Here is a 15399-nt window from a genome sequence, read left to right as displayed (position 1 = left end):
TGGGCTATGTATTCAATTCATAGAAATTCCGGGAGGGATGATGGCAAGCAGTGCAGTCAAACAAATTCAACAAGCGCTGAAGAATAAAGGTTTTGATCCGGGCGAGATCGACGGCATCTGGGGACGCAATACCATCGCCGCAGTGATGCAATTTCAGCAGCACCAGGGGCTTGAAGTGGATGGTATCGTGGGCCCGAAAACTTCCGCAGCACTTTTTTCCGGTACGCCGTCGGCTATTCCGGTGAACGCCCCATTACTCCCTTGGTTTGAAGAAGCGCGGCACTTAATGGGCACGAAGGAAGTGCTCGGCAACAAGAACAATCCTGACATCATGGATTGGGCCAAGAATCTCGATATCAGTTATGCCGGTGACGATGTGCCGTGGTGCGGGTTATTCGTGGCGCACTGTGTCGGAACCACCCTGCAGCAGGAAGTATTGCCGGGAAATCCACTGGGTGCGCGGCAATGGGAAAAATTCGGCGTCCCTACCAATCCTCGTCTGGGCGCTATCATGGTGTTCTGGCGCGAATCGCTGGCGAGCGGAAAAGGTCATGTAGGTTTCTATGCCGGTGAGGATGACGATGCCTATCAAATTCTTGGCGGCAATCAATCCGACGCCGTGTGTCTGATGTGGTTGAGCAAGGACAGATTGCGCGGCGCGCGCTGGCCTAAAACCGCTAGTTCTCTGAATACCAGCGTTGTTCTGAAAGACAGGAATGAAGGGTTGTCGGTGAATGAAGCTTGATTTTTATGCTTCACAAGTCAGCACTTGGCGTATGGGATGTAACCCGGTTTTGACCAGGATAGGATTTTAACAGCCAGGTGCAAGCATAGGTTATGCATCTACTAATTCCTTAAACCTAAATTCCGTATTAGATAAAGTCGGAGCAAAAGTAATACTGATTTTTTCAGGATCAATCGATCGGGATAATTGATTGAAAAAATAGATATACTCCGGATGGGATTGTAGGTTGTTAATGGCATCGGAATGGGATAGCTGAATACGCCAGCATAAGCGATACTGGTTCAATTCAGAAGGCGCCCAGCCGGAGAAAACTTGACGTACACCCGGAATAGCCGTCAAAGTTTTGCGGCTTTGTTCGATCAGGGCATCCAATTGCCGTAAGCGATGGCTTTCAACGTAGCAAAGGATAATCTGTTCTGCGGGCTGCCAAGGACGGCACTGAATCAATACTTCCGCTGCACGGCCTGCAGAACCCCAAAGATGCATCCACTGCTTGATTTGTTCAAATAGGTTCTCTGTTACTCCGTGGAGAACCTCGATATAGCCTTTTCTGGCGCGCGTTTTAATATTGGAATGAATGGTTGCTGCCGCAATATCGGAAAGCTCTGTATAGCAATTGATTTTGGCGACGCCATTTAAGATTAGCTTATGATACTGATCTTCAATCAAGCCGCTGCCGCCATGCAACACCAGTGGAATTCCAATTGCATCATTAATTCGTTTCAGACGTTTGAAATCGAGTTTTATCCGGTTGTGCTGGCGGATATGCAGAGTGTCAATGGATACGGCGAGAAAGTCTATGCCGGTACGGTTGACATATGCTTTTGCTTCTTCGGCTGAAGTATAAATAGCTTCGCCCAGGTGATTGATCGTGTTTTCCCCTTCCGTGCCACCTGCAAAACCAAGCATACCCTCAATTGCAGCGCCACATGCGTGCGCTAATTCTGCGGCACGGCTGGTTTGAGCGATATTGCCGGTAAACGATTCTGAGGAAACATCCAGCATGACACTATTGCATCCCAAGTTAATAGCCTCGGCAATGGATTCACGCTTTTTTGCATAGTCAAAGTGAATAGCTACCGGTACTTTAGCCTGATGTGCGGCGCGTTCAACTGCTGGAATGATTAATCTGAAATCGTTCGTTGTGAAGAGCGGCTCGGAAATATTAAGAATGGCGGGTGAACGGCAGGATTCGGCTGCTTTGATAATAGCTTCCAGGAAATCCAGGCTTACTAATCCAAAACCACCGATTGCGTAGTTGTTTTGATAAGCATGATTCAACATATCGCGCATATCTACAAGTGGCATTTTTATCCTCAGAAATTTAGGGGGGTGAGAAAATTATTTCAATGCATAATTTTCAAGTACCTGATCCAAATCATCCAGCGCTGAGCCCATGATGAGACCTGCACAGCTATGGTATAGCCACAATTCACAAGAAATCGGCAGATGTAAGTTACGTCGTCCGTGAATCTGAAACTCGCGCCATGCCAGAATAGGCTGGTCATCTTTATTGCTATCAACACATAGCCACATAGTCTTGTCTAAGATGACTTCTAATCCACGATGTTTCAGTAATGTAACTCGCAGTGGATAGCCTAATCGCAGCAGCGCAAGCCGCCCGCGGTTATAACATGCTGCTTCGATCGTTTTTGGGAAGATGCGCCAGGGTAGTGTCAGCGTTTCCATCGCTATCGAAAATATGTCTTGAGTCTTTATTTTTTATTTTTTATTTTTTGTATTCGGTTCACTATCCAACGTACTTTCAAGAAAAACACGACTCGCTAGAATATCTTCCGCTTCTAATGTGATGAGATCAGTTTTGGATAATGATTTCTTTGTTCCGGAAAATAATCGATTTGCTTGGCGGAGGCGAGCACGATCAAGCGCGTTACGAACCGAGCGCGCATTGGCGAAATGCTCCGACTTCATGCGCAGACGTATATATTTTCCAAATGCTTCTTCCCCGGCTGAACTGAAACAGTAATTTTGGCTTTCTAACATCAATTTAGCGATCGCAACTAACTCATCCGGACCGTAATCCGGAAAGTCGATATGGTGCGCTATGCGCGAGCGCATGCCGGGATTGCTATGGAAGAATTTATCCATACGATCTTTGTAACCCGCCAAAATAACGACTAAGTCTTCGCGATTATTTTCCATCGTTTGCAACAGAATTTCTATTGATTCTGCGCCATAATCACGTTCGTTTTCTGGTTTGTAAAGGTAATAAGCTTCATCGATGAAAAGAACGCCCCCCATCGCTTTTTTTATCACTTCTTTTGTTTTGGGGGCGGTATGTCCAATATATTGACCGACCAAGTCGTCCCGGGTCACTGAAACCAGGTGTCCTTCACGCACATAGCCGAGGCGGTGTAAGATTTCTGCCATGCGCAGAGCTACAGTCGTTTTCCCGGTACCAGGATTGCCAGTAAAGCACATGTGTAGACTGGGCGCACCTGCAGATAGTCCCAGTTTTTTGCGAACACGATCGACCAGTAACAACGCGGCGGTTTCGCGAATGCGAGTCTTCACAGGGATTAAACCTATCAGTTCACGATCCAGTTTATCCAGTACTTCCTGGATATTCGATTCGCGGAATTCTGCATCTAAATCAATTAATGTACCTTCGGATGAAGTTAAGTTTTTAGATTGCTTAGGCATGTTTAATCACTCTTTGAGGCCTCATGAGATGGAGATTGTGAAATGCATTAATTATATTAATGCCTTTATTCTGGTAACTGTTTGTATTATTAGTATCTCTCTCCCCATGAGGGAGAGAGATACCTTGTTTTTATTATGCTAGTAGCGCTCAGTTTCCGGCTTGTCAGTTGCATAGGAATGAATGGTGTAACTAACGCTTCGTCCAGCACCTTCCTGGCGTACTAAACTAAACCCTGGTTCTTTCTTGGGCCGGTTAACAATGTACGACATGGTTGGACTTTCCACCCCGCGTGTCGAATTAAATGCAGTCACGCGGATATAGTGGTTTGGAAAAGTTTTGCGGCAACTATTGATTTCCAGCAAGATTCCTGCCGGATCTTTCAAATCAAACATTGGGTTGCCAAACATTTCCCAATAGGTATTGCGTGGATGAGGGTCGTCAGTGTATTCAATGCCGATTGCCCAACCATTTTTCAACGCATATTTGAGCTGTGCTGAAATTTGCTTGTCGGTCAACGGAGGCAGAAAAGAGAATTGGCCCTGTGTGAGTAAATTCCCGTGATTGGTCATCATGATTGTTTCTCCTGAAAAGATTAAGCGTTTGCAGTTGTGGATGGCACAAAGTCAGCGGTATCCGTGGAATCGTAGTTAAAGGTGATGTCTTTCCACGTATCCAATGCTTGTTTAAGCGGCGTGCACCATTTCGCAGCATCTGCAAGAATTTGCGGGCCTTCTTTTACGTAATCCCGGCCTTCATTGCGCGCCATAATCATAGCTTCAAGTGCTACACGGTTTGCTACTGCGCCAGCCTGAATGCCTTGAGGGTGGCCAATGGTACCGCCACCGAATTGCAGTATCACATCTTCGCCGAGGTAATCGATCAACTGATGCATCTGACCGGCATGAATACCGCCGGAAGCAACCGGCATACATTTATTCAATGATGCCCAGTCTTGATCAAAGAACAATCCATGTTCCAGGCTTTTTTCAGTACGTGTTTCGCGTAAAGTATCGTAAAAACCTTTGATCATCAGTGGATCACCTTCCAGCTTACCGACAACCGTGCCTGCGTGGATATGATCGACACCTGCCATACGCATCCATTTACAGATTACGCGGAAATTCATGCCGTGATTTTTTTGGCGAGAATAAGTTGAATTACCCGCGCGGTGCAAATGCAATATCATGTCGTTCCTGCGCGCCCATTTTGCCATTGACTGAATCGCGGTATAGCCGATCACCAAATCAATCATAACGATGACTGACCCCAGAGATTTTGCAAACTCGGCTCTTTCGTACATGTCTTCCATGGTGCCGGCCGTAACATTCAAATAATGCCCTTTGACTTCACCCGTAGCGGCAGATGCCTTGTTGACTGCTTCCATGCAATACAGGAAACGATCGCGCCAATGCATAAAGGGTTGTGAGTTGATATTCTCATCATCTTTCATGAAATCCAGGCCACCTTTAAGTCCCTCATAAACCACGCGGCCATAGTTCCGGCCCGAGAGACCTAATTTAGGTTTGGTGGTAGCGCCAAGTAATGGGCGGCCAAATTTATCCAAGCGCTCACGTTCAACCACGATACCGGTTGCAGGGCCTTGGAAGGTTTTGAGGTAAGCTACGGGAATGCGCATATCTTCGAGACGCAACGCCTTGACAGCTTTGAAGCCAAACACATTACCAATAATGGAAGCGGTTAAGTTTGCGATCGAACCTTCTTCGAACAAATCTATATCATAGGCGATATAGGCGAAGTATTGCGCCTCGTTGTTAGTACCCGGACCAGTGTTTGGTACCAGCTCAGACTTATATGCTTTAGCACGATAGAGCTCACAAGCAGTTAGTCGATCAGTCCATACCACGGTCCATGTCGCTGTAGATGATTCGCCCGCGACTGCCGCCGCTGCTTCTTCATGATCTACTCCTGGCTGAGGGGTAATGCGAAACAGCGCAATGACGTCCGTATCTTTGGGGACATAGCTGGGCTCCCAATAGCCCATTTTTTTGTAAGGGATAACACCGGATTTGTAACGCTCTTTACCTTCTTTCATAGTTTCAGAAGCCATAATTTTCTCCAAGTTATTGAAAGCACACGCTATAAACTTTGGTCATGAAGTAGCTATCAGCGAGTGAAAATTATAGTAGAATCATTCAATCATAAATAACAATCAATTGTTACAATGGTATTGATAGATTTTGTCTATGATTAAAATGGAAAGGAGAGTCTCGTGCGCCATAGCACCATACGACAATTGGAGGTATTCGAAGCGATCGCGCGATTGAAGAGCTTCACGCGTGCGGCCGAAGAATTGTTTCTGACACAACCGACAGTATCGATGCAAATCAAAAAACTGACGGATGAAATTGGCTTGCCATTGTTTGAACAAATTGGTAAAAAAATCTATCTGACGGATGCAGGAAAAGAGCTATATAAAACTTGTCTGGGTATTTTTGAACATTTCTCCCGTTTTGAAATGATCGCATCGGATATGAAAGGTCTGAAATCCGGCAAGCTCCGGCTCGCAGTGGTGACTACTGCGAAATATTTTACGCCGCGTTTGCTGGGTATGTTTTGTCAGAAATATCCAAATATAGATGTTGCGCTAAAAGTGACAAACCGTGAGCGTGTTTTGGAGCGATTAACCAACAATCAAGACGATCTCTACATTCTGGGCCAAGTTCCGGATGCGGTTGATGCCGTAGCGGAAGTGTTTTTAGACAATCCGCTGGTTGTTATGGCATCGGCCGATCATCCCTTGTCTTGCGAAAAAAATATCAGCATTGAGCGTATTTGCGATGAACTCTTCATTATGCGCGAACCGGGTTCTGGAACGAGAATGGCGACAGAACGTTTTTTTTCAGAGCAAAATAAAAAATTGAAAGTCCGCATGGAGTTGGGAAGCAATGAAGCGATTAAGCAAGCTATTGTCGGTAGACTGGGTATCGCTGTCTTATCCAGACATACTTTGACACTCGATGCGCCGATGGGGCAGCTGGCGATACTCGATGTTGATGGATTTCCAATTGAACGTGACTGGTACTTTGCTTATCCATCCGGTAAACAGTTATCGATTGTAGCGCAGACGTTCTTGGAGTATTTGCGTCAGGCATCGGATTACCTAGATGATTTATCATGCCGTCATGCAATTTCCGGGCATTGCCCATTATTAAAAGACAGCCAGCATTAAGTTTGCTGCGTAACCGTCTACTGGAAAGTTACTTGTTAATTATTCGCCGATAGGAGTTTCCCAATGACACACTATATCGCCTGGTTTGATCAATTGACGATGCACGATGTCGCCCTGGTGGGTGGAAAAAATGCTTCGCTGGGGGAGATGATCAGTCATCTGGCGCAAGCCGGTGTTAATGTACCGGCGGGTTTTGCTACCACCACCGAGGCATACCGGGAATTTTTGAATGTCAATGGACTGACGGATCGCATCAATCAGTTGTTGAACGGCTTGGATGTCGACGACACGCAAGCGCTATCCGCTGCCGGTAAGGCGATACGCGGCTGGGTGCTGAATGCCGCGCTGCCGGATGCATTGCTGCAAGCGGTATCGCAAGCTTATGAAAAATTGGCCGCCAATAGCGGCGAAAATGTGTCGTTTGCGGTGCGCTCGTCGGCGACTGCCGAGGATCTGGCCGACGCATCGTTTGCCGGGCAGCAGGAAACGTTGCTGAATGTGCATGGCTTGGATCAAATCATCGCAGCCATCAAGGTGGTGTTTGCTTCGTTGTATAACGACCGGGCAATTGCATACCGCGTGCACCAGCGATTCCCGCACGACAAAGTGTATCTGTCCGCCGGAATTCAGAAAATGGTGCGTAGCGACCTCGGCGCCAGCGGTGTGATGTTTACGCTGGATACCGAATCCGGTTTTCGCGAGGCGGTTTTCATCACGGTGGCGTATGGATTGGGTGAAACCATTGTGCAGGGCATCGTCAATCCGGATGAATTCTATGTCTACAAGCCCGGACTGGCCGCCGGGAAGCCTGCCATTTTGTCGCGGCGGCTGGGCACTAAAGCCATTGAGATGGTGTACGCGGATAAAAACAGTGACGGCGCTGCATTGACGTTGACGCGCGATGTTGAAACCGCGCGGCGCATGCGTTTTTCGCTTTCGAATGAGCAAGTCGAAGCGCTGGCGCGGCAAGCGGTGATCATCGAACAGCATTATGGCCGTCCGATGGATATCGAATGGGCTTTGGACGGGCAGGATGGGCAACTGTACATTGTGCAGGCGCGGCCGGAAACGGTGGAAAGCCGTTCTTCATTGGTGCTGGAGCGCTTTAAGCTGACGGGCAAAGGGGCCGTGCTGGCCGAAGGACGTGCGATTGGCAGCAAGATCGGTCAGGGAACGGCGCGACTGATCACGAAGATTGATCAGATGCATCAAATCCAGCCCGGCGATGTCTTGGTGACGGACATGACCGACCCGGATTGGGAACCGATTATGAAACGCGCCTCGGCGATCGTCACCAATCGTGGCGGACGGACTTGCCACGCGGCGATTATCGCGCGCGAAATGGGCATTCCCGCCGTGGTCGGCTGCGGCGATGCCACGGCGCAGATCAAGGAAGGCGCGGCAGTCACGGTTTCCTGTGCGGAAGGCGATAGCGGTTATGTGTATGACGGTTTACTGGCATTTGAACATACCACTGCGGATGCCGGAAAATTGCCGGACTTGCCGCTGAAAATCATGATGAATGTCGGCAATCCGTCGCACGCTTTCTCTTTCTCGCGCATGCCGAATCAAGGTGTGGGGCTGGCCCGGCTGGAATTCATCATCAACAACATGATCGGCATCCATCCCAAGGCGTTGCTGGAATTCGATCAACTGTCCGATGATTTGAAACGGGAAATCGCTAGCCGCATCGCTGGTTATCAGAACCCCATCAGTTTTTATGTGGACAAATTGACCGAGGGCATCGCCACCCTGGCGGCGGCGTTTTATCCGCACCCGGTGATAGTACGCACCTCCGATTTCAAATCCAACGAGTACGCCAATTTGCTCGCGGGCGACCGCTACGAGCCGCACGAAGAAAATCCGATGATCGGCTTTCGCGGCGCATCGCGCTATCTCGCGCCCGCGTTCCGCGATTGTTTTGCGCTGGAATGCCGTGCGCTGCGCCAAGTGCGCGACGATATGGGGTTGACCAACGTCGAGATCATGATTCCGTTTTGCCGCACCTTGGAAGAAGCGGAACAGGTGGTTGCGTTGCTCGCTTCGCATGGGCTGGAGCGTGGTAAAAACGGCTTACGCGTGATCATGATGTGCGAGATTCCGTCGAATGCCCTGCTGGCGGAAGCATTTTTGCAGCATTTCGATGGTTTCTCGATCGGTTCCAACGACATGACGCAGCTCACGCTCGGCGTTGATCGTGACTCCAGTCTGGTCGCGCATGTGTTCGACGAGCGTAATCCGGCTGTGAAGAAATTGCTGGCAATGGCCATCGACGCATGCCGCAAGCAAGACAAATACATCGGTATTTGCGGGCAAGGACCGTCGGATTATCCGGATTTCGCCGCTTGGTTATATGAGCAAGGCATTGGCAGCCTATCGTTGAATCCCGATTCGGTGATGCAGACCTGGCTGGATTTGGCTAAGTTGAGCAAGCGATGACGAAGCAAAAACGCACGGTTTTCTACTTATCAGACCGTACCGGCATCACTGCGGAAACGCTCGGACATAGTTTGCTGACGCAATTTGACGGTATCGAGTGGGAGACCATCAACGTGCCGTTTCTGGACGATCTTGAGAAAGCCAAAGCGGTGTTGATGCAGATTAACCAAGCCGCCGGGCGCGATGGCTACCGTCCGTTGGTATTCAGCACTTTGTTGAAGCCGGAAATTCTCTCAGTCATAAAACAGGCAAACTGCCGCGTCTACGATTTTTTTGAAACCTTCACCCATCCGGTCGAGGAAGAATTGCATCAATCGTCGGTGCGAAAAGCCGGACGTTCGCATGGCGTCGAGCATCATCCGTCGTATTTCAAGCGCATCGCCGCGATCAATTACGTGCTGGCGCACGACGACGGCGTCAATCCGAAACATCTCGCCGAAGCCGACATCGTCCTGACCGGTGTTTCGCGCTCCGGCAAAACACCAACCTGCCTGTATCTGGGCTTGCAATACGGTATCGCCGCAGCGAATTATCCGCTGACGCCGGATGACATGCCCGTCATGCGGTTACCGGACGTGCTGGAAAACGTAAAAAGTAAATTGTTTGGCTTGACGCTGATTCCCGAACAACTGCACTTCATCCGCCAGGAACGCCGCCCGGACAGTCAATACGCCTCACTGGCGCAATGCCAGCGGGAAATTCAATGGCAGGAATCGTTGTTTCGCCAGTGCAATATTCCGTATCTGGATACCACGCGCATTTCCATCGAGGAAATCAGCGCGATCATACTGAATCGTTGCGGGTTGAAGCGGCGGTTGTATGGGTAACCGCTAAGCCTTTGCTAACCGGCTGGTAACGCGGTATGATCCAAAAAAGTTGCGAGAAATCGGTGAATAAAATCTGCGGTACTTCAAACAAAGCCGATTATCCAGTCAACTGATACGGTGTTTGTCTGGAGCAATGCAATCCGGTCTCGGTGAATCTTTACGCTACAGCCCACCAACCATGAGGAGCAAGTTGTGTCACAAAATCCCGTGATCGTGATTCCCGGTATTACCGGCACTTCGCTGGCTGATTATTATCCGATTTCAGTGGAGGAGGTATGGACGGCGGTGTTGCGCAAGGAGTACGAACGCATCACCTTGCATCCCGATGACCTACGCTATGAAGCCAGAGAGCCCGCCAGAGTATTGGCGACAAATCCATTCCCGCTGGCTTACGGCGATTTGGTAGAGGCTTTGCGTTATGATCTTACCAAAACACCTGAAAAACCAACTCCTGTTTTTGCTTTTGGTTACGATTGGCGCAAGGATAATTTTCAGACCGCTGAACAGTTAGGTTTGTTTATCGACGAAGTCCTGGCTAGAACCAATTTGCTGCCGCACTACAAAAAAGATTCAGCAAATCAGGTCGATTTGGTGGCGCATTCGATGGGTGGTTTGGTACTAACGATCTATTTGCATCAATGCCAAACGCAAAAAATACCCACTAAGGTTGGCAAGGTGGTGACTGTCGCCACGCCATTCAGAGGCTCAATCGATGCCATTCGCAAGGTTACCACCGGCATGGGTGAACTCACCGGTCCGTTACCCCGCGACCGCGAACGAGAAACCGCCAGGATGATGCCATCCCTTTATCAGTTGTTGCCTAACTTTGAAAATGCAGTCACCGGCAAAAATGACGAAAGCATTGACTTGTTCGAAGCCGATAATTGGCAACAATCGATTCTTGATACGATGGGTTCATTCATTCGACGCATTGGTGCTGATATTGAAGCCAAAGACCTGTTAAAGAATTTTCTAACCAATGCGAAAGAACTGGCGCAAACGGCTAATGGGTTGGACTTGAATAATAGTGAACTTATCAGTGGCGGGCGGAGTGGCTGGCTGGCGATTGTCGGTTTGGGTGCCAAAACCTCGCTCAATGCCAAAATTGAATTCAAAAAAAATCAACCGGTTTTTGTCTTACCTGATCCTAATGATCAGGGCGCGAACAGTGAGGATACCGGCGATGGCATAGTACCTTTTCTGGGCGCCTGCCCCGGCTTTTTGCCTCGTGAACAATTGGTGGGTGTGACGCCGGATGATTTAAGCATATGGGAAATTCAAGACAAAACTATGCTGGCGACTGCCGGTTTTCATGCCACTTTGCCGAACGTTAATCTGGTGCAACGATTGATCATCCGGCATCTATCCAATACCTTCCGCGGCGAGACCTGGGGACGACCAGTACCGGGTGTCACTGAGACTGATTGGCCTAACTGGCTGCAGAAAAAAAACACTCCTTGACGAAAGTGCATCACTGGAAACACTATGTGCTTTGCCAATCTTGTTCGGGCGGTTGATGATCTTGACCACCAACTTGCTGTCGGCTGGGTACGCGATGTTTTCTTCATTCACTGTTGTATTCACATGGATGGCATCTTTCAGCGTCAAAGCCTCCATGTAAACCAGCGCTCATTTGAAAATTCAATCTGCGCATTCCGTATTCGCTTGTGAAAAGGTACCAGTTCCGGGCAATTTCTGCTGGAAAGAATCTTGATCTTTCCATTAATTCCGTTTTTCTCTGTTGCATAGAAAACGATCCGACCCGGTGCCAGCGGCTGATTGACGGGAATTTTCCGGTGTCGCGAGTTTACTCACTACACGCCACCTTCCACTCCATTTCCTCTGTGCTGCCCTGCTTTACCATTTCCCATTTCTGCGGCTGGTTGTACGAGCGCACTAGGTCGCCGTGTTCCATGTTCAAGCTGAAAAGTGAGTAGGCGAGGGTGCGGATTTGTTTTTCCTGGCAGTTGTATTCGCGCCGGATTTTTTCCGATAGAAACTCCGCCCCAGCGGCTTTTTGCAGCGTTGGGTAATCGAATAGAACCGCCATTTTAGCCCGGCCCGCTGCTTTGCGGAGCGAGGCCGGGTCGTTATACAGAACTGAACCGCCTTTGCGGTCGCTTTCGCTGATGCGGTTCCATTCGGCCATTGTGCCGGTACTGACGAACATCAGGGTTAAACCAAAGAATATTTTTCTCATAAAGCCTTATTGTTGTTTTTTGTTATCCGGGCGGAATTGCTCCGGGTGAAAATAACGGAACGTAATATTCCGTTATTTTTGTCCTCCATCATCGACGGCAATTGTCAGATTCTTTTTCACGATGGCTTGCGCGCGTTCGATTTTTACCGTGTCTTTTTTCAGAATCGCTTCATTGTCGGTCGATTTGACGCTGATGCTATGCTCGCCGACAGGTACGTTACTCAACACATAAAATCCTTGCTCGTCGGTAATCGAGTGAATTTGCGGTAATTCGGTCAGAAATACTTCCGCTTTCTTCGCGGCAGCGTCTTGAATCGTGACGACACCGGCAATCGCGCCATATTGTAGTGCTTCGCCGCTTCCCGGGGTGATTTTGTTGGCGATCGACCGCACCATGAGCAGGATCGTTTCCGATGCGAATCCGGCGGTGAAGGCCAGCACGACCGAATTGGTAATATTGCCCGGTTCGATCAGATAATACGCCAGGATTGCCAGAAACGGCGCCGAGATATACTGCACCATCTGAAAGATCAGGTGCTCGCGGAATTCGTATTGCGTTAGTTTGGGTTGCTGTTCTGTGGCGATGTGCTCCGAGCCCGCTTGCTTTTGCAGTTCCGGCAGCCGCCGGGTGAGACTGATACTGCCGCCCATCAACGCCATAATGATGAAATAGAGCGGGATGAGCAGGCCGTCTTTTACTTGGCAGGTGACCGACTTGCCGAAATTTGGGTCGTCGTCTTTAGTGCACTGGTCGATATGTCCGCCGATGTTGATGACCCATGCTTTGCCAGCAGTTCCGCCTCCCGGATTTTGCGCTTTTTGAGCATCGCCTTCCGGTTCGGCATCAGATTTGGAGCAAAGCAAGGTTTTTGCTTTTGGATCCAAGGAGCAGCCGACAAATACAGCGATCGGCCGTTCACGCAATGTTTTGAGGTATCGTCCTGCATCGGGTTTTGTCTTTTCTTGTTCAGTGGATTCCTGCTGAACGGTTCCGCCGGATTGACCGGATGTTTTTTCCACAAAACTGAACAGCGGGTTGATGAAAGGATAAAAAGTCAGCAACAGTGATATCAACATGAAACTATACGCAAAGATCATCCATTTATTGCGCTGCCGGGATCTGATGTCTTCGATTCTTTTTCTTTCGTCTTGCGTCGATCCTTCCGCCGGTAACGCTTCAATCGGATAAGTGAAGATATGCACAAAGACGATGCACATGGAAATGACGATTGGGAGAATGGGAATGCCGCTTTCGCCATCCAGTATTTTAAAGATATAGATGGCTATGCCAAATAATAAGTTGATCACATGAGCGGCGATCCATAGCACGTTAACTTTTGCCCATTCTTTCATCTCCGCAAAGAAATCTCCGCGACTTGCGCTCACACTCATGTTATTTCCCCTTTTTCAATGTCCGGTATCAAGAAAAAGAACTTCTCCCAGCACACTGATGTTAGCGTAATGTGAGTGATTTGTATCGTAAAGATATGAATCGGCGGCATCGCTTCATTTCCCCCGCATAAACAACTTATCCAAATCAGCCAGACTGGTTTCAAACCACGTCGGCCTGCCGTGATTGCATTGACCGGCACGTTCGGTTTGTTCCATATCGCGCAGCAAGGCGTTCATTTCCTCGAGGGTCAATCTGCGGTTGGCGCGGATGGCGCCGTGGCAAGCCATGGTGGCGAGAATTTCATTGCGTTTCGCGGTAAGAATCTGGCTGGCGCCGTATTCGCGGATTTCGCGCAGAATGTCACGGGCGAGCTGGGCGATATCGGCATCTTTCAGCGTGGTCGGAACTGCGCGCACGGTCAGCGTGGCGGGTGACAGGATCGCGATATCAAACCCCAGTTGTTCCAGCGTGCTGTGATTTTCTTCAACAACGGCAACCTCCAGGCTGCCGGCGTGAAAAACGACCGGGATCAACAGCGGCTGCATCAGTATTTCATGCTGATCGAGTGCCTGCTTGAGTTGTTCGTACATAATCCGTTCGTGTGCCGCATGCATGTCGACAACCACCAAGCCGCGCGCATTCTGCGCCAGGATATAGACGCCGTGCAGTTGTCCCAGCGCGAAACCGAGCGGGTGGCTGTCCTGTTTTTCTTCCGTTGCAACCGGTTGCCCGGATTTTTCCGCTGTTGTGACTAAGACGTTGACGGGTGGGGCCGGGTATGCGCGCGGTTCCACGCCAAACAAGGTGCCGTAAAAACTGCCTGGTTGCGACACCGGTGCGGATTGTGCCTGACCGGTCTTAGGATAGGCAGGGAATGACCGGGCTGGTTGTTCCGGTTCAGCGGTATTGATGGTTCTGTTGGGCGTGGCGAGCGCTTTGTTGATCGCGTGAAAAATGAATTGATGCAATGCACGCGCTTCGCGGAAGCGGACTTCGGTTTTGGTGGGATGCACATTGACATCGACGCTTTCCGGGTCGATTTCCAGAAACAGCGCAAAGGCCGGGTGCTTGTCCAGGTGCAATACATCGCGGTAGGCCTCGCGCAATGCGTGCGAAATCAATTTATCGCTGACGAAGCGGTTGTTGACAAAAAAATACTGCGCGTCGCGTGAAGACCGCGCATAAGCCGGTAATGCCACCAGACCGTGCAAGCGCATGTCAGCGGATTGTTCATCTACCGGGGCCGCTGTCTGCCCGAATTCTTCGCCCAGAACCGCCGCGATCCGTTGCGCGGAACTGGTGGCGCGTAACAGGCGGCGCACTTTGCCGTTATGTTGCAGCACGAATTCAATCCCGGCTTGCGATAGCGCCAGGCGTTTGAAGGTTTCGTCGCAATGCGCGAACTCGGTGGCTTCGGATTTCAGGAATTTGCGCCGGGCGGGGATATTGAAGTACATATCATTGACATCCAGCATTGTTCCGCTGGTCAGCGAGGCGGGCTCGGGTTGCGAGACCGCTTTGCCTTCAATGCCGATCTGCCACGCATGGCTTTGCCCGGCTTGGCGGCTGGTCAAGGTCAACCGGGAAACGGCCGCGATACTGGCGAGTGCTTCGCCACGAAAACCCAAGCTGGTGATCCGGTGTAAATCCTCGAGTGTGCTGATTTTGCTGGTGCTGTGGCGCGTTAGCGCCAGCAATAATTCGTCTTTGGCGATGCCGCTGCCGTCATCCGTGACGCGAATTTGCTTCACCCCGCCTTGCTGCAATTGCACGGTGATTTTTTTGGCGCCGGCGTCAATACTGTTTTCCAGCATTTCCTTGAGCGCCGACGCAGGGCGTTCGACCACTTCGCCAGCGGCAATTTGGTTAATCAATAATTCGGGGAGCGGTTTAATCGTCGGCATAACAAGCTGCGGTTATAAAATTGTGATTATAATGCG

The 15399-nt window shown here is 49.7% G+C and carries 13 protein-coding genes; 5 read left to right on the top strand and 8 right to left on the bottom strand.

The genetic code is table 11. The annotated features are described in order from the left end of the window. The first annotated feature begins 40 nt into the window (after positions 1 to 40). Entirely contained in the window at positions 41 to 745 is a 705-nt protein-coding gene (locus R2083_RS13650; protein ID WP_317538758.1) for a TIGR02594 family protein, read from the top strand. A 90-nt stretch (positions 746 to 835) separates the two neighbouring features. Here the strand turns inward: R2083_RS13650 and R2083_RS13645 are convergent, their stop codons facing one another. The 5 genes from R2083_RS13645 to R2083_RS13625 form a co-directional block, all read right to left on the bottom strand. After that, positions 836 to 2053, bottom strand: a complete 1218-nt coding sequence (locus R2083_RS13645; protein ID WP_317538757.1) for a class II fructose-bisphosphate aldolase — start codon at positions 2051 to 2053, stop codon at positions 836 to 838. Positions 2054 to 2086: 33 nt separating this feature from the next. Then, positions 2087 to 2434: a hypothetical protein gene (locus R2083_RS13640; RefSeq protein ID WP_132423988.1), complete on the bottom strand. Its 348-nt coding sequence runs from the start codon at positions 2432 to 2434 to the stop codon at positions 2087 to 2089. A 33-nt stretch (positions 2435 to 2467) separates the two neighbouring features. Further along, positions 2468 to 3409 carry a CbbX protein gene (gene cbbX, locus R2083_RS13635; protein WP_317531781.1) on the bottom strand — a complete coding sequence of 314 codons (942 nt, stop codon included), beginning with the start codon at positions 3407 to 3409 and terminating at the stop codon, positions 2468 to 2470. Between the two features lie 138 nt (positions 3410 to 3547). Then, complete coding sequence (locus R2083_RS13630; protein WP_090316586.1) at positions 3548 to 3982, bottom strand: ribulose bisphosphate carboxylase small subunit; 435 nt, start codon at positions 3980 to 3982, stop codon at positions 3548 to 3550. Between the two features lie 20 nt (positions 3983 to 4002). After that, entirely contained in the window at positions 4003 to 5478 is a 1476-nt protein-coding gene (locus R2083_RS13625) for a ribulose-bisphosphate carboxylase large subunit (RefSeq protein WP_090316584.1), read from the bottom strand. Between the two features lie 162 nt (positions 5479 to 5640). Here R2083_RS13625 and R2083_RS13620 point away from each other — a divergent pair, with 162 nt between their 5' ends. The 4 genes from R2083_RS13620 to R2083_RS13605 all read left to right on the top strand — a co-directional run bounded on the left by R2083_RS13620 (position 5641) and on the right by R2083_RS13605 (position 11327). After that, a complete protein-coding gene (locus R2083_RS13620) occupies positions 5641 to 6600 on the top strand; it encodes a LysR family transcriptional regulator (RefSeq protein WP_090316580.1) in 960 nt (319 codons plus the stop codon). A gap of 63 nt (positions 6601 to 6663) precedes the next feature. Further along, complete coding sequence (gene ppsA / locus R2083_RS13615; RefSeq protein WP_317538756.1) at positions 6664 to 9039, top strand: phosphoenolpyruvate synthase; 2376 nt, start codon at positions 6664 to 6666, stop codon at positions 9037 to 9039. Next, positions 9036 to 9866 (top strand): pyruvate, water dikinase regulatory protein, encoded by an 831-nt coding sequence (locus tag R2083_RS13610; RefSeq protein ID WP_317538755.1) that lies wholly within the window; start codon positions 9036 to 9038, stop codon positions 9864 to 9866. Before ppsA ends, R2083_RS13610 begins: the two co-directional genes overlap by 4 nt. A 192-nt stretch (positions 9867 to 10058) precedes the next feature. Continuing rightward, the gene (locus R2083_RS13605) at positions 10059 to 11327 is read left to right on the top strand and encodes a lipase family alpha/beta hydrolase (protein ID WP_317531778.1); all 1269 of its coding nucleotides are present in this window, start codon (positions 10059 to 10061) and stop codon (positions 11325 to 11327) included. Between the two features lie 346 nt (positions 11328 to 11673). Here R2083_RS13605 and R2083_RS13600 read toward each other — a convergent pair whose 3' ends face one another. From R2083_RS13600 to mutL, 3 genes are all read right to left on the bottom strand, one after another. Then, positions 11674 to 12066, bottom strand: coding sequence for a surface-adhesin E family protein (locus R2083_RS13600; RefSeq protein ID WP_317531777.1), 393 nt, complete (start codon positions 12064 to 12066; stop codon positions 11674 to 11676). A gap of 72 nt (positions 12067 to 12138) precedes the next feature. Further along, positions 12139 to 13458, bottom strand: coding sequence for a carboxypeptidase-like regulatory domain-containing protein (locus tag R2083_RS13595; protein ID WP_317538754.1), 1320 nt, complete (start codon positions 13456 to 13458; stop codon positions 12139 to 12141). Positions 13459 to 13572: 114 nt separating this feature from the next. Beyond that, a complete protein-coding gene (gene mutL / locus R2083_RS13590) occupies positions 13573 to 15363 on the bottom strand; it encodes a DNA mismatch repair endonuclease MutL (protein ID WP_317538753.1) in 1791 nt (596 codons plus the stop codon). Positions 15364 to 15399: the final 36 nt, after the last annotated feature.

Source organism: Nitrosomonas sp. Is35 (assembly GCF_033063295.1).
Taxonomy (GTDB): Bacteria; Pseudomonadota; Gammaproteobacteria; order Burkholderiales; family Nitrosomonadaceae; genus Nitrosomonas.
The sequence above is the reverse complement of the archived record's forward strand: the minus strand, read 5'-3'. Positions and strand labels throughout refer to the sequence as shown.